Below are 18,876 nucleotides of genomic sequence, written 5' to 3' on the forward strand. Positions count from 1 at the left end.
GATGCGGAAACAACGGGAGTTCACCCCGTTTGCCCCAGCCGTTTCTCATGTGATTCATGTCACACAAACCTCGGGGGAACTTTCCTCCCTCCCCCGCCGACTGCTCCAACAGCGCGCCTGCACACGCCTCGTGGCCCGGGGCCTGCGCATCCGCTCCGCCAGCCGACGCCCCCGAAGAGGCCGCATGACGAACCAGCCCCCCGCACCCGAACCGGCAGCGGCCGCCGAAACCCCCACCGAATCAACCGAGTTCACGGCACCCGGCGCCCCGCGGCCCCGGACAGCATCGCGACGCGTCACCCTCCGCTCCGACCTGCGCGCCTCCTGGCCCGACGGTCTGGTGGCGCTCCTCGTGACGGCGGCCGTCTTCGTCCTCCTCTACGTACGCATCCGCGACAAGACCTCCTCCACGGTCTCCGTGATGCCGTTCATGGCCGACGCGGGCGGCTTCTGGATGTACTTCCTCAGCCAGGCGTTCGGCTGGTCCGCACTGCTCTGGGCCTGGGGGACGGTGATCCTCGGGCTCCTGCTCTCCGGCCCCCGCCCGCGATGGCCGCGGATCTCCGCACCCCGGCTGGAGCGCCTCCACCGCACGACGAGCCTCAACACCATCGCGCTGATCCTCGCCCACGCCCTGTTCTTCGGCGCCGAACTGTTCCGGCACGACACGGCGGCCTGGAACTCGGCGCTGGGCACCGCCTTCGTCGAGACGTTCGTCCCCGGCGGCTACGGATCGGGGACCGGACAGATCGCCATCCCGATCGGCCAGGCCGCGCTGTACCTCGCGGTCCCGCTCGGCCTGCTCTTCTACGTACGCCACCGCTTCGGCCCGAAGACCTGGCGCGTCCTGCACCGGTTCGTGATCGTGGTCTACGTCCTGAGCGTCTGGCACACCCTGCTGTACGGGACGAACGTCTGGTACGACGGCTGGTTCCGCACCGGTATCTGGCTGCTCCAGCTGCCCATCGCCGCCCTGCTCCTCGTCCGGCTGCTGCGCCCGGCCCGCCGCTCCGAGAAACTGCCCGCACGGCCCGGTGCCACCGCCTCGCGGACCGGCTGGGCGCTGCGCCTGGGCGGCCGGCTCGCGGTGGTGGGGGTCATGGTGGCGCTGGTCGTGGTGGTGGTCAGCGGGAACGACGGCGGGCGGAGCGTACCGCCGGACGACACCTCCTCCACCCACAACCACGACTGACCCGCACCCCCGCCTGACCTGCGCCCCCGCCCGGCGGCCCGGGCCCGGCGACGTACGCTCGGGTCCATGACCACTACCGATCTTCCCGTGATCGCCGCCGTCGACGGTTCCACGCACAGCAGGCAGGCGCTCGACTGGGCCGCGCGGGAGGCCGCGCGGCGCCGGCTCCCGCTGCTGATCGTCCACGTCATGCCCCTCACCCGGAACGCCGACGAGGAGACCCGGCAGCGCGAGGCGGACGGACTGCTGGCCGAGGCCGTACGCCGGAGCGAGCTGATCGCCCCGGCGCTGCGCCCCTCGACGCTGGCCCCGCTGGACTTCCCGGCGGCGGCCCTCGTCTCGCTCGGCCGGGACGCGTCGATGGTCGTGGTCGGCTCGCGGGGGCTCGGCGGCTTCCGGTCGCTGATGATCGGCTCCAACAGCCTGGCCACCGCGTCGATGGCGAGCTGCCCGGTCGTCGTCGTGCAGGACGGCGTCCCGGACGAGGACGACCGGGCGGGGGACGCCGAACCCTTCTCCGACATCGTGGCGGGGGTGGCCGCCGACGAGAGCAGCGAGGCGGTCCTGGAGTTCGCCTTCGCCACCGCGGCCGAACGGCCCGGTGCGCGGCTGCGGATCGTGCACGGCTGGACGATGTTCTCCTCGATGCTCGCGGGCGGACCGGTCTTCGACCGGGAGACGGCGGCGGGCTCGGCCGAACGGAGCCTGGCGGAGGTGACCTCCGGCTGGCAGGAGCGGTATCCGCAGGTGGAGGTCGTACGGGAGCCGGTCAACGGTTCCGCCGCGCGCACCCTGGTGACGGCCTCCGCCACGGCGGCCCTGACGGTGATCGGCCGCCGCAGGGGCGGGGAGTCGCTCGGCCTGGGGCTCTCCCCGGTGGCGCAGACGACGCTCACGCACGCGCTGGGCCCGGTCGCCGTCGTGCCCTGCTGACCGGTCGGCCGTCGGCTTCCGGGCGGCGGACGTTCCTTTGGATACGGTGTCGGCCTACCGGTCTCCTGGCGGCCTGCCGACCCCCGGGCTGCGCAAGCCCTCTCGGTACGGTGGCGGCTTGTCGGCTCATCGGTTTCCCGGCAACGGAAGCCCCTCGGCGCGGTGTCGCTTTGTCAACTTTCCGGCGGTGCGGGCCCCTTGGCGTGGCGGGCGGCTTGACCGAGACTTGACCGATGACACAGCGCGTGGCACTCGCGACCGTGATGGACCGGCTCGCCATCGATGACGTGATCACCGGATACGCGGTGGCGGTGGACGACGGCGACTGGGCGGCGTACGAAGCCCTGTTCGCGCCGGACGGCCGCGCGGACTACACGGGCGCGGGCGGGGTGGCGGGCCCGGCGGGCGAGATCGCGCGCTGGCTCGCCGGAACGATGCGCCTCTTCCCGATCCGCCAGCATCTGATCGTCAACCGGCGCATCGCCCTCCAGGACCTGGGCGGCTACCCGGGCGACCTGGCGGAGGTACGGGCCGACTACCTCAACCCGATGCGCCTGGCACGGGAGGGCGAGGCACCCGGGGCCGGTGGCACCGCTCCCGACTTCGTCTCCGGCGGGCGGTACACCTTCGAGCTGGACCGTGGTGACGGTGCGGCCCCGGGCTGGCGCATCCGTACCGTCACCGTCCACGAGAAGTGGCGCCGCACCCCCGGCCCGGCCTGAACAGCCCCCTTCGGCCGGGGGTGTCCCGTGCCCGGTGGGGATCACCTCCCCCACACTGGGTACAGAGCTGATCCGGCAGATCACGCGGCTGCTCACCCGCGCGGGACGAGGAGGGCACGCCATGCGGAGGCGGGGCGGAAGGGGCCCGGCGCCGACGTCCGACGGACAGCGGGTGGGCGGGCTTCCCGCATCCGGCTGGGTCCGGGCGGCCCTCGCCCTGCTCGCCGGGGCGCTGCCCGCACTCGCGTTCCCCGCGCCCTCGCTCTGGTGGTTCGGCTGGGTCGCGCTCGTTCCCTGGCTGCTGCTGATCCGCTCGGCGGGCACGGCGCGCCGGGCGGCGCTGGACGGCTGGATCGGCGGGATCGGCTTCGTCATCGCCGTGCACCACTGGCTGATGCCGAGTCTGCACGTCTTCATCGTGCTGCTGGCCGCGCTGCTCGGCCTCCTCTGGGCCCCGTGGGGCGTGCTGTCCTGGCGGCTGCTCGGCGGCCGGCCCTCCCTGCCGCGGGCCGCCGCCGCGGTGGTGGCCGTGCCCTCGGGGTGGCTGGTGATCGAGCTGATCCGCTCCTGGGAGGGGCTCGGCGGGCCCTGGGGGCTGCTCGGCGCGAGCCAGTGGGAGGTCGTCCCGGCGCTGCGGGTGGCGTCGGTGGGCGGGGTGTGGCTGGTGAGTCTGCTGGTGGTGGCGGTCAACACCGAGCTCGTCCTGCTGGTGACCGCGCGCGCCGCCGCCCGGACGGTGGGCGGGGTGCTGCTGGTCGTGTGCGCCCTGGCCGTGGGGGCCGTGTGGGCCTGGGCCCCGCAGCCGGTGACCACGGGGACGGCCAGGATCGCCGTCGTACAGCCGGGGGTCATCACCGGCCCGAACAGCGTCGAGCGGCGCCTCGCCCGGGGCGAGGAGCTGACCCGTACGGTCGCGGGCCAGGACGTGGACCTCGTCGTCTGGGGCGAGAGCAGTATCGGGGCGGGCGCGTGGCGGGACCCGGGGACCGCGCGGCGGCTCGCGGCGCTCTCCCGGGAGACCGGGGCCGATCTGCTGGTCAATGTGGACGCCCGGCAGACGGACGGTTCGGGCCGGAGCGGGATCTTCAAGTCGGCGGTGCTCGTGGGTCCTGACGGGCCGACCGGGGACCGTTACGACAAGATGCGCCTGGTCCCGTTCGGCGAGTACGTCCCGGCGCGCTCCCTGCTCGGCTGGGTGACCTCCGTGGGCCGGGCGGCGGGCGAGGACCGGCTGCGCGGCGACCGGCAGGTGGTGATGGTCCTGCCCGACGGCGACGAGCGGCTGCGGATCGGCCCGCTGGTCTGCTTCGAGTCGGCGTTCCCGGACATGAGCAGGCGGCTGGTCCGGGACGGCGCCCAGGTGCTCGTCGCCCAGTCCGCCACCTCCACCTTCCAGGAGAGCTGGGCACCGGCCCAGCACGCGTCGCTGGGGGCGCTGCGGGCCGCCGAGAACGGCCGTCCCGTCGTGCACGCGACGCTCACCGGGATCAGCGCCGTGTTCGGGCCGCGCGGGGAGCGGATCGGTGAACCGCTCGGTACGGAGGCGAGCGCGGCGGCCGTGTACGACGTACCGCTGGCGCGCGGCACCACGCTCTACGGCCGTTCCGGGGACTGGGCGGTGTACGGGGCCCTGGCGGCGCTGGCCGTGCTGTGCGCCGCCGAGGGGCTGCGGGCGCTCAGGAGGAAGCCTGCTCCAGGGACTCCCTGACGATCCGCTCGCACAGCTCATGGGTGGCCAGGGCGTCCCGGGCGCTGAGGACCTCGCCCGCGCGGACCGCGTCCAGGAAGGCGTGGACGCACGCCTCGATGCCGCGCTGCCGGGCCACCGGCACCCAGTCGCCGCGCCTGCGCACGCTGGGCTGGCCCTTGTGGTCGACGATGTCGGCGAGGTTGAGGACCTGGCGCTTGGTGTCACGGCCGGAGACCTCGAGGATCTCCTCGGTGGAGCCGTTCAGCCGGTTCATCATGCCGATCGCGGTGAAGCCGTCACCGGAGAGCTGGAGCACCACGTGGTGCATCAGACCGTCCACGATCCGGGCGCGCACGGTGGTGTGGTCGACGGGGCCCGGGGCCAGGAAGCGCAGGGTGTCGACGACGTGGATGAAGTCGTCGAGCACCAGGGCGCGGGGGTCCTCGGGCAGCCCGACGCGGTTCTTCTGCATCAGGATCAGCTCGCGCGGGTGCTCGGCGCACTGGGCGTAGCTCGGCGCGAAGCGGCGGTTGAAGCCGACGGCGAGGCTGACACCGCGCTCCTCTGCGAGCTTCACGAGCCGCTCGGACTCCGTGTACTCGTACGCGATCGGCTTGTCGACATAGGTGGCGACCCCGGCTTCGAGGAGCCGCTCCACGATCTCGGGGTGGACGGCGGTCGGGGCGTGCACGAAGGCCGCGTCCAGCCCTTCGGCGAGCAGCGAGTCCAGGGTGGTGTGGCGGGCTCCGGCCGGGATGCGGTGGGTGTCGCCCACGGTGTCGAGCGTGGCGGGCGTACGGGTCTGGAGGTGCGGCTCGACCCCCGGAACGGCGGTCAGCACCGGCAGGTACGCCTTCTGCGCGATGTCGCCGAGCCCGATGCAACCGACCTTCACAGGGGTCTCCCTATCGCCGTGCCGTCCGATGTGCCGTCCGGTGTCCGGATCGCTGTACCGTCCCGGTCTTCCGGTTCCGGTTCCGGTTCCGGTTCCGGCAGCATACGGGGCCGTTGTCGGCCCGCTCCCGGCCGCCCGGGAAGAAAATTGCCTGGCCAGGGTCGTGATCATGGCCCAGGATGACCGGCATGACTTCCGAAGAACGGCCCGAACCCGCCCTCGACGCTGCCGAACGCCCCATGCTGGAGGGCTGGCTCGACTACCACCGCGAGACGCTCGCCAGGAAGTGCGCGGGCCTCACGGACGCGCAGCTGCGGGAGGCGTCGGTCCCGCCCTCCGCGTTCACCCTGCTCGGCCTCGTACGGCACCTGACGGAGGTGGAGCGCTTCTGGTTCCGCGAGATCCTGGCGGGCGAGGAGCTGCCGGACCTGTACTCCACCCGGGAGAACCCGGACGGGGACTTCGCGGTGACGGAGACCGACACCTGGGCCGAGACGGAGTCGGCCTGGCGGGCGGAGACGGCCGCGGCACGCAAGAGCGCCGCCGCGTACGGCCTGGACGATTTCTCCCAGGGCGTCGGCTCGGCGGGCGAACCGTTCAATCTGCGCTGGATCTACACGCACATGATCGAGGAGTACGCCCGCCACAACGGCCACGCCGACCTGGTGCGGGAGCGCGTCGACGGCGCGACCGGCGTCTGACCGGACCGTCGGCAGGGCCCTCGAACACGGGGCTTCAAACGCGGGGGCTTCAGACGCGGGGGCCTCGAACGCGAGGGCTTCGAACGGAGTCTTCCCGTACGGGGCCTGCGCACGGGGGGGGCCGGGCCGTGGCGCTGTGCTGACGGGGTCACTCGTGCGGGCCATTCCTCGCGCTCGGGCTGCCCGAGCGCCTGTCCGCACCGCAGAGTTACCCGGGTGCAGCGAACCAGATTCACCACGAGCCTCCTGGTCGGGGTGGCCGTCACGGCCGTAGCCGGTTGTGTGTCGGTGGGGCCGCAGACGGGCCCCCGGCAGCCCCCCGGGAACAGCAGCGGACCGGGGCAGGACGTGTTCCCGCAGGTCGTGCAGCCGCCCGCCCGTGAGGCGCTGGAGACCATCGAGGAACCGGCCCCCTCGCCCGGCGCACCCGCCTCCCCCGCACCGGCTTCCGCCGCCCCCACGGAGGCGCGGCGCGCCGGACCTCCCCCGGTACCCCGGCCACCGGAGCGGACCGCGCCACCACCGCGCCGGACCCCGCCCCCGCAGCCTCCGCGCGTCCCGCCCCACGTCCTCCCGGCCCTGCCGCGGGTCGGGGGCGGGATGTACGACGTGTGCGCGCTGGGCCGGGGGTACGGCGGCTGGCAGGCGGGCAGCACGGAGGCCCGGATCTGCGAGAAGACGTACGGCCGCTGACGGCCGAGAAGACCGGCGGGTCCCGGCGAGCCCCCGCTCACAGCCCCCGCATCCGCTGCTCCAGCCGCTCGATGGCGGCCCGCACCCCCTCGCCGTGGCCGTCGTCGTCCAGCGCGTCCGCCGCGTCGCGGGCCTGGCGCAGGTGGATGCGGGCCGCGTCGGGGCGCTGGAGCTTGAGGTAGTCCGCCGCCAGGTTGAGGTGCAGCGAGGGGTAGAACGCCTGGACCGCCAGGGAGTCCCGGTGCCCGGCGGGGCGCTCGCCGCGCAGCCCCTCGGCGGCCGTCAGGGCCCGCAGGTCCCAGGCGAGCTCGTCCCCGGGGTCGTCCTGGGTGTCGGCCATGTAGTGCGCGAGGGTGCAGCGGTGCAGGGCGTCACCGTCCGCGCCGAGCTCCGACCAGAGGAGGCCGAAGCGGTTGCGGGCCTCCTCCCGGTCACCGCCGTGGAGCAGCATGACCGCCTGGCCGATCCTGGTCATGACGGCGTCCTCGGACGACGCCTCCTGCTGCTCCACCACTGCGGTCTCCTCTTGCCCGTCCAGCCGGTCCCGGTCCCTCCGACGCTAGCGCCGGTGGTCCGCGATACCGCTCAGGCACGGGCGGTACGGCCCGTCCGCTCGTCCGGCCCGCTCAGCCCGCCGAGCCGAGATTCGGGATGCGCCAGTCGATCGGCGGGTGGCCCTGGGCCGCGACGGCCTCGTTGATCTGGGTGAAGGGCCGGGAGCCGAAGAACTTCTTCGCGGAGAGCGGGGAGGGGTGGGCGCCCTTCACCACGACGTGGCGCTCCTCGTCGATCAGGGGAAGCTTCTTCTGGGCGTAGTTCCCCCAGAGGACGAAGACGGCCGGGTCGGGCCGCTCGGCGACGGCGCGGATCACCGCGTCGGTGATCTTCTCCCAGCCCTTGCCCTTGTGGGAGTTGGCCTCACCGGCGCGCACGGTGAGCACCGCGTTCAGCAGGAGGACGCCCTGCTCGGCCCACGGCATCAGATAACCGTTGTCCGGGATCGGCAGGCCGAGCTCCTGCTGCATCTCCTTGTAGATGTTGCGCAGGGAGGGGGGCGTCTTCACACCGGGCCGCACGGAGAAGCAGAGCCCGTGCCCCTGGCCCTCCCCGTGATACGGGTCCTGGCCCAGGACGAGGACCTTGACCTTCTCGTACGGTGTGGCGTCCAGGGCGGCGAAGACCTGCTCGCGCGGCGGGTAGACGGGTCCCTTGGCCCGCTCCTCCTCGACGAAGTCCGCCAGCTCCTTGACGTACGGCTTCTGCAGTTCTTCGCCGAGGACGCCGCGCCAGGACTCGGGCAGCAGGTCGATATCGGTCACGTCCACAACCTCCGGTGAGCAACAAGTTCTTGATCCCAGAACCTACCGCCCACCACTGACAACGGGCCCGGGGAGGCCGAACTCCCCGGGCCCGTAAGCCTGCTACCAGCTGGCCTTGCGGTACAGCTCCCACATCTGCATCACGGTCTGCGGGTCCAGTGCGCGTTCGCCGCCGCCGATGTCGTCGCCCGAGGCCACGTACAGCTTGCCCTGCCACAGCGGCAGCAGCCGGACGTCCTCGACCAGGATCTGCTGGGCCCGCTCGAACTGCTTGCTGACCGCGCCCCGGTCGCTCTCCTGGCGCGTGGCGGGGATGAGCTCCTGGGTGATCTCCTTGTTGCGGTACGGGGTACCGGTGACGCTCTCCTCGCCGACGAAGGGGGCGATGAAGTTGTCCGGGTCCGGGAAGTCCGGGAACCAGCCACGGCCGAAGACCGGGTACTCGCCCTGGGTGAAGCCCTCCTGGAAGGTCTTCCAGGGTGCGCTCTCGAGCGTGATGTCGAAGAGTCCCGACTTCTCCAGCTGCCGCTCCAGCTCCTCGAACTCGGGCTGGGTGGAGGAACCGTACCGGTCGGTGGTGTACCAGAAGGTCATCTTCACCGGCTCGGTGATCCCGGCCGAGGTCAGGATCTCCTTGGCCTGCTTCACGTCCGGATCGCCGAAGGTGTCGAAGAAGCTGGTGGTGTGTCCGGAGATGCCCTTGGGGATCATCGAGTAGAGGGGTTCGGCGGTTCCCCGGTAGACCTTGGCGACCAGGGCGTCGCGGTCCACGATGTGGGCGATGGCCTTGCGGACGGCGGGCTTGGAGGCGGCCGGGTCCTTGGGGTTGAAGACGAGGAAGCGGATGTCCGCGCCGGTGGTCTCGATGATCTGAAGGCCCTCGTTGCCCTCCTTCTTGTCCTCCAGGCCGACGACCTCCTCGGCGGTCAGACCGCGGTAGGTGGCGTCGATGTCCTTGGCCTTGAGGGCGTTCACCATCTGGGCCGACTGCTCGAAGTACCGGATGGTGACCGCGTTGTTCTTCCGGTTGGCGAAGCCCTTGTAGTCGGGGTTCTTCGTCAACTCGGCGCTGACGCCGGCCTCGTAGGAGTCCAGGAGGTAGGGCCCGGAGCCGGTGATCTTCCCGTCGTCGCGGATCTTGTCCTTGGGGTAGTCGCCGGGGGCGACGAGCGACATGGCGGGCGTGGCCAGGATGAACGGGAAGGTGGCGTCGGACTTGTTCAGGTGGAAGATGACGGTGTCGTCGCCCTTGGTCTCCACCCGGTCGAGCGAGCCGAGCATACCGGCCGGGCCGCCCTTGAAGTGGATGTCCACGATCCGGTCGATGGAGTGCTTCACGGCCCGGGCGTCGAGCTTCTCGCCGTTGGAGAACTTCAGGTTCTTCTTGAGCGTGCACCGGTAGGCCATGCTCGTGGCGTCGGTGAACGTGCAGGATTCGGCCGCGTCCGGCTCGGGGCTCGTACTGCCGGTGGGGAAGCTCACCAGGGTCTGGTAGATGTTCCGCATCAGCTCCCAGGAGCCGTCCCAGGCCGCCGCGGGGTCCAGCGTGGACGGGGAGCTCGTCGTGCCGACGGTTATCTTCTGGTTCTCCTCCGACCCGCTGTCGGAGAGAAGACCGCAGCCTGCCAGCAGAGAAAGGGATGCTAGGGCTGCAGCGGCCTGCAGACTGGCCCGGTAGAACACGTGCACGCTCCTCGATCAGCCATGGGTCGGCAGACCATACCGCAACGCCCCGCCGGAGCAGTCCCCCTGTCCAGCGGGGCGCAAGGTTCGATCAGGTCAAACTGGTAGAGGTCACTCAGCCAACTCCGGCGTTGAGGAAAATCCCTCCGTCGACCACCAGCGTCTGCCCGGTGACCCAGTCCGACTGCGCCGAGGTCAGGAAGGCCGCGGCGCCCCCGATGTCCTCGGGCACCCCGAGCCGGCCGAGCGGGTAGGCGGCGGCAGCCTCCGTCTCGCGGCCCTCGTAGAGCGCCTGGGCGAACTTCGTCTTGACCACGGCGGGGGCGATCGCGTTGACCCGGACGACCGGCGCGAACTCGTGCGCCAGCTGGAGGGTCAGGTTGATCATGGCCGCCTTGGACATCCCGTACGCGCCGATGAACGGCGAGGGGGAGACACCGGCGACGGAGGCGATGTTGACGATCGCCCCGCCGTTCTCCTTCTGCCAGGCCCGCCAGGTCTGCTGGGCGAAGCCGAGCGCCGAGATCACGTTGATCTCGAAGACCTTGCGGGCCACGTTGAGGTCCATCTCGGCCATGGGGCCGAAGACCGGGTTCGTCCCCGCGTTGTTGACCAGGAAGTCGACCCGGCCGAACGCCTCCATGGTCCGCCCGACCGCCTCCGCCTGGTGGGCCTCGTCGTGGGCCTTGCCGGGGATGGCGATGACCCGGTCGGCGCCGAGCCGCTCCACGGCCTCCTTGAGGGCCTCCTCGCCCCGTCCGGTGATGGCCACCCGGTCCCCGCGCGCGACGAGCGCCTCGGCGACCCCGTAGCCGATGCCCCGGCTGGCGCCCGTGACGAGGGCGACTTTTCCGCTGTCCTGCACCGTCATGTCGTTCGCTGCCCTTCGGGTCAGTTGAGGGGGCCGCCGGCCACGTAGATGACCTGGCCGGAGACGAAGCCTGCGTCGTCGCCGGTGAAGAAGGCGATCGCGTTCGCAACGTCCTCCGGGCGGCCGACGCGCTGGACGGGGATCTGGGTGGCGGCCGCGGCCTGGAACTCCTCGAAGCCCATGCCGACGCGGGCGGCGGTCTGCGCGGTCATCTCGGTGACGATGAAGCCGGGGGCGACGGCGTTGGCGGTGACGCCGAACTTGCCGAGCTCCTTGGCGAGGGTCTTGGTGAGGCCCTGGAGCCCCGCCTTGACGGCGGAGTAGTTGGCCTGGCCGCGGTTGCCGAGGGCCGAGGAGGAGGAGAGGGAGACGATCCGGCCGAACTTGGCCTCCACCATGTGCGCCTGGACGGCCTTCGCCATCAGGAACGCGCCCTTGAGGTGGACGTTCATCACGATGTCCCAGTCGGACTCGCTCATCTTGAACAGCAGGTTGTCGCGGAGCACGCCCGCGTTGTTCACGAGGATGGTCGGAGCGCCCAGCTCGGCGGCGACCCGCGCGACGGCGGCTTCCACCTGGGCGCTGTCCGACACGTCGCAGCCGACGGCGAGCGCGGTGCCCCCGGCGGCGGTGATCTTCTCGACGGTGTCCTTGCAGGCCGCCTCGTCGAGGTCGAGTACGGCGACGGCGCGGCCCTCGGCCGCCAGACGTACGGCGGTGGCGGCGCCGATGCCCCGCGCCGCTCCCGTCACGATGGCAACGCGCTGCTCGGTGGTGGACATGCTTGGTTCTCCTCGCCCTTGGATAGCGGCTCAGCGGACGTCGGGGCGCCTCTCCGGTCAGTCCCTGCCGGAGAGGCCCCGATGACTGAGCAACCGCTTAGTACCTTCAGCAGACGAGACGCTAGAAGCCCTGGCACCCGGTGTCAACGGCGTACGCCCCCGGGGGCCGCACGTCACACCGGGCGGCGGCCCCGGGGCCCGGGCTCAGCGCACCAGCAGATCGAGCAGCCGGTCCACCTCACCGGCCGGGTCGGTGGTGAGCCCGGTGTGCACGGCCCCGGGCTGGACGACCGTGGAGCGCGGGGCGATCAGCCAGCGGAAGCGCCGTCCGGCGTCGTCGCCGGACGCCTGCCCGGCCCCCTCCCCGCCGCCGCAGACCCCTTCGACCGCGTGGAGGGCGGCCCGCACCCCGATGACGTCGGCGTCCGGGTCCAGCGCCCTCAGCTTCGCCTCGTCCAGGTGCGTACGGGCGGCGACGAACGAGTGGGCCCGGCAGTAGACGAGCACCCCCGCGTTGAAGCACTCCCCGCGCTCGACGCGGGGGACGACCCGCAGGAGCGCGTACTCGAAGACCTCGCGGCGCGTCATCGGCCACCCTCCCGGCCGGTACGGGCGGTGGCCCCGGCGCGGTCGCCACCGGCCGGTTTCGGCCGGGGCGGCAGCCGGTCGGTGAGCCAGCCAGGCGCCTGGGAGGGCCGGTTCACGGCCGGAGCGTCCAGAACGATCCGCTCGTGGACGGTGGCGGCCCGCGCCAGCAGCGGCGCCACATAGGCGCGGCGCAGCTCGTCGGTGGAGGAGAACCCGGGCTCGTCCACCAGCCAGACGTCCGGGACCTCGGCGGCCACCTCGGTGAGCAGCTCCTCGGTGACCAGCGGGGCGAGCTCGGCGGCCGCGGAGGCGAGGTCCGGGGCGAAGGAGGCCAGCACATGGTCGGAGGCGTTGTACGGCTTCGCCGCCGATGCCTCGGCGCCCGGCCAGTTGTGGTGCCAGATCATGGTGGCGCCGTGGTCGATGAGCCAGAGGTCGCCGTGCCAGACCAGCAGGTTGGGGTTGCGCCAGGAGCGGTCGACGTTGTTGATCAGCGCGTCGAACCAGACGACCCGCCCCGCCTCGGCCGCGCCGACCTCGTAGGCGAGGGGGTCGAACCCGAGCGACCCCGGCAGATAGTCCATGCCCAGATTGAGCCCACCGCTCGCCTTGAGCAGCTCCTGCACCTCCTGGTCGGGCTCGGCGAGCCCGATGACCGGGTCCAGCTCGATGGCCACCAGCGGCGGCACCCGCAGCCCGAGCCTGCGCCCCAGCTCCCCGCAGATGACCTCCGCGACGAGGGTCTTGCGGCCCTGACCGGCTCCGGTGAACTTCATGACGTACGTACCGAGATCGTCGGCCTCGACGATGCCCGGGAGCGAGCCGCCCTCACGCAGGGGCGTGACGTAGCGGGTCGCAGTGACTTCGGTGAGCATGCGCCCAGGCTATCGGCCGTCCCCGCACCCCGCGCTGAACACCCGCGCCCCGCTCTCCGTACCCATGACCGAGGCCGTGGTCATGCGGCCGGAGCCGTAGTCATTCATGGATACCGATGAAGGGAATTGCCGCGATGAGCGCAGCGCAGGAGCGCCGTATCCTCCTCGAACGCCGCACCGTCGTCCTGGCGGTGGGGGCCGCCGGAGCGGCTGCCGCACTCACCGCGTGCGGGGGTTCGGACGGCTCGGGAGGCGCGGAGTCGGCCGGGCAGCCGGGGAGCGGCGGGGAGGGCGCGGCCGTCCTCGCGCGGACGGCGGACATCCCGGAGGGCGGCGGGGTGGTCTTCGCCGCGCAGAAGGTCGTGGTGACCCAGCCGAAAGCCGGTGAGTTCAAGGCGTTCTCGGCCACGTGCACCCATCAGGGGTGTGCGGTCAAGGACGTCAGGGACGGGACGATCACCTGCCCCTGCCACAATTCGACGTTCGACGCGGGGACGGGCAGCCCCACGGGCGGGCCCGCCACCCGGCCGCTGCCCGCGCGGGAGATCACGGTGGAAGGCGGGTCGATCACACTGGTGTAGGGCCTGTCGCCGCCGTGTCGGCCGCCGCCGCGGCAGCCCGCGTGGCGGTGGCCGACTCCGTTGCTTCGTAAGGAAGTTGACAGAGACGGCAGGCGCTCAGGCGCCGACGGTCCCGTCCACGCCTTCCCGCAGGAAGTCCGCGTGCCCGTTGTGGCGGCCGTACTCCAGCAGTACGTGCACCATCACCATCCGCAGCGACACGTCCTGGCCCCACCTCGGCTGGTGCCCGGCCAGATCCAGGGACGCGGCCTCCCGCTCGATGCGGCGCGAGTGCGCGACCTCGGCCTCCCAGGCCGTGAACGCCTCGGCCCCGGTCGACGCGCTCGCGTCGTACGCCGCCTGGAAGTCGATCCGGTCGGACCAGACCATCGGGGCGTCGTTGTCCTCGAACACCCGGCGGAACCAGGCCCGTTCGACTTCCGCCATGTGCCGCACCAGGCCGAGCAGCGAAAGCGTCGACGGCGGCATCGACCGCCGCCGCAGCTCCTCGTCGGTGAGCCCGTCGCACTTCATGGCGAGCGTCTCGCGGTGGTAGTCGAGGAAGGCCCGCAGCGTGTCGCGCTCACTGCCGGAGCGGGGCGGGGCGGTGCGAGGGTCGGTGGTCACCGGTCGGGCTCCTCGTCCGTGTCGGGTTCAGGACCCCCGCAACCTACCCCGTCTGCCTCCTGGGCCCCTTCCAGCGGCCCAGGATGTCGTCGGTGGTGGTGACGGTGGCGACCAGGGCGAGAGTGTTGCGGATCATCGCGGGGGTGTACTCGGCGGGCACCCCCGCGATCGCGTCGGACGGGACGACCGCCGTATAGCCGAGGTTGACGGCGTCGAACACGGCGTTGGGGATCGCGACGTTGGCCGAGACCCCGGTGACGACGAGCGTGCGGCAGCCGAGGTTACGGAGAAGGGCGTCCACATCGGTCCCGGCGAGCGGCGAGAGCCCGTGCAACCGGCGCACGACGAGGTCCTCTTCCGCCACCTCGACGGGCGGCGCGATCCGTACGGCGGTGGTGCCGGTGTGCTGCTGGACGGGGAGCCGGGCGGCGGCGCGGAAGAGACGGGCGTTGCGGTTGGCGCCGCGCCCGTCGGGGCGGCTCTCGGCGACGGCGTGCATGACCTGGACCCCGGCCTCGTGGGCGGCGGCGACCAGGCGGGCGATGTTGTCGAGGGCGCCCGAGGAGCGGGCGGCCCTGGCGAGTTCGGGCAGAGCGCTGTCCGGTCCCACGACACCCCGCTGGCATTCGACGGTCAGCAGTACGGTGGTGGCGGGGGCCAGCAGCGCGGCGAGCCGTTCCTGCGATTCCCTGGACGCCACGGGGCCACCTCTTCCTCTGCCGCTTCCACTTCTTCCGCCCGCCGTGCGGCGGACGGCGTTGCGCCGCACGGAAGGAGCCCCCATGATTTCTGACACATCATCAGATAGCAAGGGGAGGACACCGCATGACCGACACCCAGCGCCGCGGCCGCCGGATCATGATGACCCCCGGGGAGCGGGACGCCTATCTCCGCGAGCAGCGCACCTGCCGGGTCGCCACCCTCGCCGCCGACGGGCCTCCGCACATCGGCGCGCTCTGGTTCGTCTGGGACGGCTCCTCGCTCTGGCTGTACTCCATCACCCGCAGCCTGCGCTGGTCCCAGCTGCGCGAGGACCCGCGGCTCGCCGTCGTGGTCGACGACGGCGAGACGTACGACGAACTGCGCGGTGTGGAGCTGGCCGGTACGGTCCGGTTCGTCGGCGAGGCTCCGCGTACGGGTGAGCCGTGCGCCGAACTCGACGTACCGGAGCGACTGTTCCCCGCGAAGTACTTCGGGATGACGGAGATGCCGCACGACGGCCGGCACGCCTGGCTGCGGCTCACCCCGGACACCGTCACCTCGTGGGACTTCCGCAAACTCGCGGAGCTGGGGCGGTAGTCACCCGGTGGCCGGAGCCCCGCCCGCCACCCGCTCCCCCACCGCCCGCAGCGCGTCGACCGTGGCCCGGACCGAGGGACGGCGGTCGGCGTCCGTACGCCAGACGGCATGGATGTGGCGGCGCACGGTCTGCCGCACCGGCACCAGGGAGACCCCTTCGGGGACCGGGCCCCGGCCCAGCCGTGGCGCCACGCAGACACCGAACCCGGCGGCGATCAGGGCCAGTTGGGTGTGGTGCTCCCCAGCCAGATGGGAGATGCGCGGCTCGATGCCCCGGGAGCGCAGGGTGAACACGAGCCACTCGTAACAGAATTCCCCCTCCGGCCAGGAGACCCACTCGTCCTGCGCGAAGTCCTCCAGCTCCACTTCGGCCCGGCCCGCCAGCGGATGCCCGGCGGGCATGGCGATGTCCGGTGCGTCGTCGAGGAGTTCGGCCTTGGTCAGACCACCGGGCACGGGCAGCCGCTTGTTGCTCCAGTCGAGCACCACGGCCACGTCGACATCGCCCCGCAGCACGGCGAGGAGCCCTTGCTCGGGCTCCAGCTCCCGCGTCCGCACCCTCAGTTCCGGATGGCCGGCGCGCAGGGCGAGCAGTGTGGCGGGCAGCAGTCCGCGCGCCGCCGTGGGGAAGGCGGAGAGCATCACCTCGCCGACCACCTCGCCCCGCTGGGCCTCGATGTCGGACTGGGCCAGCTCCACCTGCGACAGGATACGGGCGGCGTGGTCCGCGAGCAGCCGGCCCGCGTCGGTGAGGCGGACCCCCCGGCCGTTCCGGGTCAGCAGCTGCTGGCCGACCTCGCGCTCCAGCTTGGCCATCTGCTGCGAGACCGCCGATGTGGTGACATGCAGCCCTCCGGCGGCCCCGCTCACCGAGCCGTGCCGGGCGAGGGCGTCCAGGGTGCGCAGCCGCTCCAGATTCAACATGTAAGCAATGCTAAGCGAAAAGGCGCAGAAACTCTCGCTTGTTCTAACCAGTACGGTTCGTCATCGTGGAGCCATGAGCGCCCCCTGCCAGCAGCCCGCCATCCCTCCGGCCGCCTCCGTGCCCCCTCTTCCGCCCGCTCCCGCCGCCCGGCGCCCCGCCGTGGACTGGCGCATCCGGTTCGCCGCGCTCTCCCTCATCTGGGGGTTCAGCTTCCTGCTCATCAAGGTGGGCACCGAGGGGTACGCGCCGTTCCAGGTCACCCTGGGCAGGCTGCTCGCCGGGACCGCCGTGCTGGCCGTCGCGATGGCGGTGCGCCGCGAGCGGCTGCCGCGCTCGGCCCGGACCTGGGGGCACATCACGGTGGCGGCGTTCTTCCTCAACGCCCTGCCGTTCTCCCTCTTCTCCTACGCCGAGCTGACGATCCCCTCCACCCTCGCCGGTATCTGCAACGCGACCTCGCCCCTGTGGGGCATGGCCCTCTCGGTGGTCGCCCTCTCCGAGGACCGCCCGACCCGCCGCCGGGTCGCGGGCCTGGGCATCGGCTTCCTCGGCGTCCTGACCGTCCTGGGTGCCTGGCAGGGCTTCTCCGGCCTGGACCTGCCGGGTACGGGCATGGCGCTGCTGGCCTCGTTCAGCTACGCGGTCGGCTGGATCTACGTCCGCCGTACGCTGGCGGGGACCGGCTCGTCGACGCTGACGCTCACCGGCAGCCAGCTCTTCGTGGGGACGCTCCAACTGGCCGTGGTGACCCCGGTGTTCACCTCCGCACCGGACTCGTTCCCGGTCCTGCCCACCCTGTCCGTCCTGGCGCTGGGCGCGCTCGGCACGGGCCTCGCGGTGCTGCTCCAGTACGGGCTGGTCCAGGAGGTGGGCCCGACGACCGGGCAGATGGTCACCTACTTCATCCCGGTGATCGCCACGGCGGCGGGCGTGACCCTGCTGGGCGAGCAGCTGACCTGGAACACCCCGGTGGGCGCGGTGATCGTGCTGGCCGGAGCGGCCCTCACCCAGAGCCGCCCGTCGGCCGCCGCCCGCCCCCGGCCCCGTACGCCGGACGTCCGGCCGGAGCGCCTCAGCCGTACATGACCCCAACCGTACGAGCCCGCCTCCTCCATCCCCGTACATGACCAGGCGCCCACAACGGCAGACGACCGTACGCGCACGTCTCACCCGTACGTGACCGGCCGCGCCGGTCCGGCCGCCGCCGCCACCGCGTCGGCCAGCGGCCCGATGTCCGCCGCGCCCAGCCGGGAGACGGTGAGCCGCACCGCCTGGGGCGTGGCCACCCGGAAGCGCGCGCCGGGGGCCGCCGCCCACCCCGCGCGCAGCAGCCGGGTGACGGCCCCGGTCTCGTCGCTGACGGGCACCCACACGTTCATCCCGCTGCGCCCGCGAGCCGCCACCCCCCGCTCCGCCAGCGCCCGTACGAGGGCGTCGCGGCGCTCTCCGTACGACCGGGCGACAGCGGCGGTGTCCACGGCGTCCGAGGTCCACAGGTGGAGCACCGCACGCTGGAGCAGCCGGCTGACCCAGCCGGGCCCCAGCCGCTGCCGCCCCCCGACCCGGTCGACCGTGACCGGGTCGCCAGTGAGTACGGCGACCCGCAGATCGGGCCCGTACGCCTTGGCCGCCGACCGGACGAACGCCCAGTGGTCCGTGGTGCCCGCCAGCGGGTGCAGCGGCAGGTCGACGATGGCGTGGCCGTGGTCGTCCTCGATCAGCAGCACGTCCGGGTGGCGGGCGAGCACGGCCCTCAGCTCCCGGGCGCGGCCCTCGCCCACCGAGGCCCCGGTCGGGTTCTGCGCCCGGTCGGTGACGACGAGCGCCCGCGCCCCGGCCCGCAGCACCCGCTCCACGTCCGCGACCAGCGGCCCGTCGTCGTCCACCCCGACCGGTACGGCACGCAGCCCGAGCGCGGGGACGAGGTCGAGCACACTGCCCCACCCCGGGTCCTCCACCGCCACCGTGTCCCCCGGCCGCAGATGCGCGGCGAGCACCCGTTCGATGGCGTCGAGGGAGCCGGAGGTCACGGCGACGGGCCCCTCCGGCACCCCGTCGGCGTCCATCGCGCCCCGCGCGTACGCGGCGAACTCCGGGACCACGGGCTCCTCCCCGTACAGACCGGGGTGTTCGGCGTCGATCGCGGCGGCCGCGGCGAGCGCCGGGCCGAGGGGCGGCAGCAGGGCCGGATCGGGGTTGCCCTCGCCGAGGTCGCGTACGCCCGGCGGCGCCTCGATCCGCAGGGAGCCGCGGGGCGTGCTGGCGGGGCGCGCCCGCACCCGGCTCCCCCGGCGGCCCGCCGTCTCGATCACTCCGCGCTCGCGCAGGGTCCGGTAGGCGGCGGCCACCGTATTCGGATTGACCTCCAGGCGGGCGGCCAACTCCCGCAGGGGAGGCAGCACATGACCGGGCGCGAGCTCTCCGGAGCCGACCCCGCGCTCCACACTGGCGGCGATCTCCGATGCGCGCCGCCCACTGATCCGATACTCTCCTAGCACAAACAACAGTATGCACTAGTGCA

The 18,876-nt window shown here is 72.5% G+C and carries 21 protein-coding genes; 9 read left to right on the top strand and 12 right to left on the bottom strand.

The genetic code is table 11. The features are described from left to right. Positions 1-184 precede the first annotated feature (184 nt). The 4 genes from B7C62_03135 (at position 185) to B7C62_03150 (ending at position 4,555) form a co-directional block, all read left to right on the top strand. On the top strand, positions 185-1,192 hold the full coding sequence (locus B7C62_03135) for a hypothetical protein (GenBank protein ARF71361.1): 1,008 nt from the start codon (positions 185-187) through the stop codon (positions 1,190-1,192). Between the two features lie 66 nt (positions 1,193-1,258). Beyond that, positions 1,259-2,125 (top strand): stress protein, encoded by an 867-nt coding sequence (locus B7C62_03140; protein ARF71362.1) that lies wholly within the window; start codon positions 1,259-1,261, stop codon positions 2,123-2,125. Between the two features lie 233 nt (positions 2,126-2,358). Continuing rightward, a complete protein-coding gene (locus B7C62_03145; GenBank protein ID ARF71363.1) occupies positions 2,359-2,847 on the top strand; it encodes a hypothetical protein in 489 nt (162 codons plus the stop codon). A gap of 121 nt (positions 2,848-2,968) precedes the next feature. Beyond that, a complete protein-coding gene (locus tag B7C62_03150; GenBank protein ID ARF71364.1) occupies positions 2,969-4,555 on the top strand; it encodes an apolipoprotein N-acyltransferase in 1,587 nt (528 codons plus the stop codon). Here B7C62_03150 and B7C62_03155 read toward each other — a convergent pair. Then, positions 4,524-5,432 carry an oxidoreductase gene (locus B7C62_03155; protein ID ARF71365.1) on the bottom strand — a complete coding sequence of 303 codons (909 nt, stop codon included), beginning with the start codon at positions 5,430-5,432 and terminating at the stop codon, positions 4,524-4,526. The two genes, B7C62_03150 and B7C62_03155, sit on opposite strands and share 32 nt — an antisense overlap. Positions 5,433-5,620: 188 nt before the next feature. On the opposite strand from B7C62_03155, the gene B7C62_03160 reads away from it, so the two are divergent. Further along, entirely contained in the window at positions 5,621-6,133 is a 513-nt protein-coding gene (locus B7C62_03160) for a Mini-circle protein (GenBank protein ID ARF71366.1), read from the top strand. A 216-nt stretch (positions 6,134-6,349) separates the two neighbouring features. Beyond that, positions 6,350-6,826, top strand: coding sequence for a hypothetical protein (locus B7C62_03165; protein ID ARF71367.1), 477 nt, complete (start codon positions 6,350-6,352; stop codon positions 6,824-6,826). 37 nt (positions 6,827-6,863) lie between these two features. Here B7C62_03165 and B7C62_03170 read toward each other — a convergent pair whose 3' ends face one another. The 7 genes from B7C62_03170 to B7C62_03200 form a co-directional block, all read right to left on the bottom strand. Then, the gene (locus B7C62_03170) at positions 6,864-7,340 is read right to left on the bottom strand and encodes a hypothetical protein (GenBank protein ARF71368.1); all 477 of its coding nucleotides are present in this window, start codon (positions 7,338-7,340) and stop codon (positions 6,864-6,866) included. Positions 7,341-7,452: 112 nt separating this feature from the next. After that, positions 7,453-8,145, bottom strand: coding sequence for a uracil-DNA glycosylase (locus B7C62_03175; protein ID ARF76962.1), 693 nt, complete (start codon positions 8,143-8,145; stop codon positions 7,453-7,455). A 102-nt stretch (positions 8,146-8,247) separates the two neighbouring features. Further along, positions 8,248-9,828 carry a peptide-binding protein gene (locus B7C62_03180; GenBank protein ARF71369.1) on the bottom strand — a complete coding sequence of 527 codons (1,581 nt, stop codon included), beginning with the start codon at positions 9,826-9,828 and terminating at the stop codon, positions 8,248-8,250. Positions 9,829-9,943: 115 nt separating this feature from the next. Next, positions 9,944-10,699, bottom strand: a complete 756-nt coding sequence (locus B7C62_03185) for a 3-oxoacyl-ACP reductase (protein ID ARF71370.1) — start codon at positions 10,697-10,699, stop codon at positions 9,944-9,946. A gap of 20 nt (positions 10,700-10,719) precedes the next feature. Continuing rightward, entirely contained in the window at positions 10,720-11,481 is a 762-nt protein-coding gene (locus B7C62_03190) for a beta-ketoacyl-ACP reductase (protein ARF71371.1), read from the bottom strand. Between the two features lie 204 nt (positions 11,482-11,685). Beyond that, a complete protein-coding gene (locus B7C62_03195; GenBank protein ARF71372.1) occupies positions 11,686-12,069 on the bottom strand; it encodes a hypothetical protein in 384 nt (127 codons plus the stop codon). Continuing rightward, a complete protein-coding gene (locus B7C62_03200) occupies positions 12,066-12,944 on the bottom strand; it encodes a hypothetical protein (protein ID ARF71373.1) in 879 nt (292 codons plus the stop codon). Before B7C62_03200 ends, B7C62_03195 begins: the two co-directional genes overlap by 4 nt. A 134-nt stretch (positions 12,945-13,078) precedes the next feature. Here B7C62_03200 and B7C62_03205 point away from each other — a divergent pair, with 134 nt between their 5' ends. Beyond that, complete coding sequence (locus tag B7C62_03205) at positions 13,079-13,525, top strand: iron-sulfur protein (protein ARF71374.1); 447 nt, start codon at positions 13,079-13,081, stop codon at positions 13,523-13,525. Between the two features lie 96 nt (positions 13,526-13,621). On the opposite strand, the gene B7C62_03210 is transcribed toward B7C62_03205, so the two are convergent. Further along, a complete protein-coding gene (locus tag B7C62_03210) occupies positions 13,622-14,131 on the bottom strand; it encodes a Mini-circle protein (protein ID ARF71375.1) in 510 nt (169 codons plus the stop codon). A 43-nt stretch (positions 14,132-14,174) separates the two neighbouring features. Beyond that, positions 14,175-14,831: an isochorismatase gene (locus B7C62_03215; GenBank protein ID ARF71376.1), complete on the bottom strand. Its 657-nt coding sequence runs from the start codon at positions 14,829-14,831 to the stop codon at positions 14,175-14,177. A 125-nt stretch (positions 14,832-14,956) separates the two neighbouring features. Here B7C62_03215 and B7C62_03220 point away from each other — a divergent pair, with 125 nt between their 5' ends. Then, positions 14,957-15,430, top strand: a complete 474-nt coding sequence (locus B7C62_03220; GenBank protein ID ARF71377.1) for a pyridoxamine 5-phosphate oxidase — start codon at positions 14,957-14,959, stop codon at positions 15,428-15,430. Here B7C62_03220 and B7C62_03225 read toward each other — a convergent pair whose 3' ends face one another. Next, entirely contained in the window at positions 15,431-16,354 is a 924-nt protein-coding gene (locus B7C62_03225) for a LysR family transcriptional regulator (GenBank protein ID ARF71378.1), read from the bottom strand. A 118-nt stretch (positions 16,355-16,472) separates the two neighbouring features. Between B7C62_03225 and B7C62_03230 the strand changes: the two genes are divergently transcribed. After that, positions 16,473-17,441 (top strand): EamA family transporter, encoded by a 969-nt coding sequence (locus B7C62_03230; GenBank protein ID ARF76963.1) that lies wholly within the window; start codon positions 16,473-16,475, stop codon positions 17,439-17,441. 80 nt (positions 17,442-17,521) lie between these two features. On the opposite strand, the gene B7C62_03235 is transcribed toward B7C62_03230, so the two are convergent. Further along, positions 17,522-18,853 (bottom strand): GntR family transcriptional regulator, encoded by a 1,332-nt coding sequence (locus B7C62_03235; protein ID ARF71379.1) that lies wholly within the window; start codon positions 18,851-18,853, stop codon positions 17,522-17,524. Between the last annotated feature and the right edge of the window lie 23 nt (positions 18,854-18,876).

It is taken from the genome of Kitasatospora albolonga (assembly GCA_002082585.1).
In the GTDB taxonomy this organism is placed as follows: domain Bacteria; phylum Actinomycetota; class Actinomycetes; order Streptomycetales; family Streptomycetaceae; genus Streptomyces; species Streptomyces stephensoniae.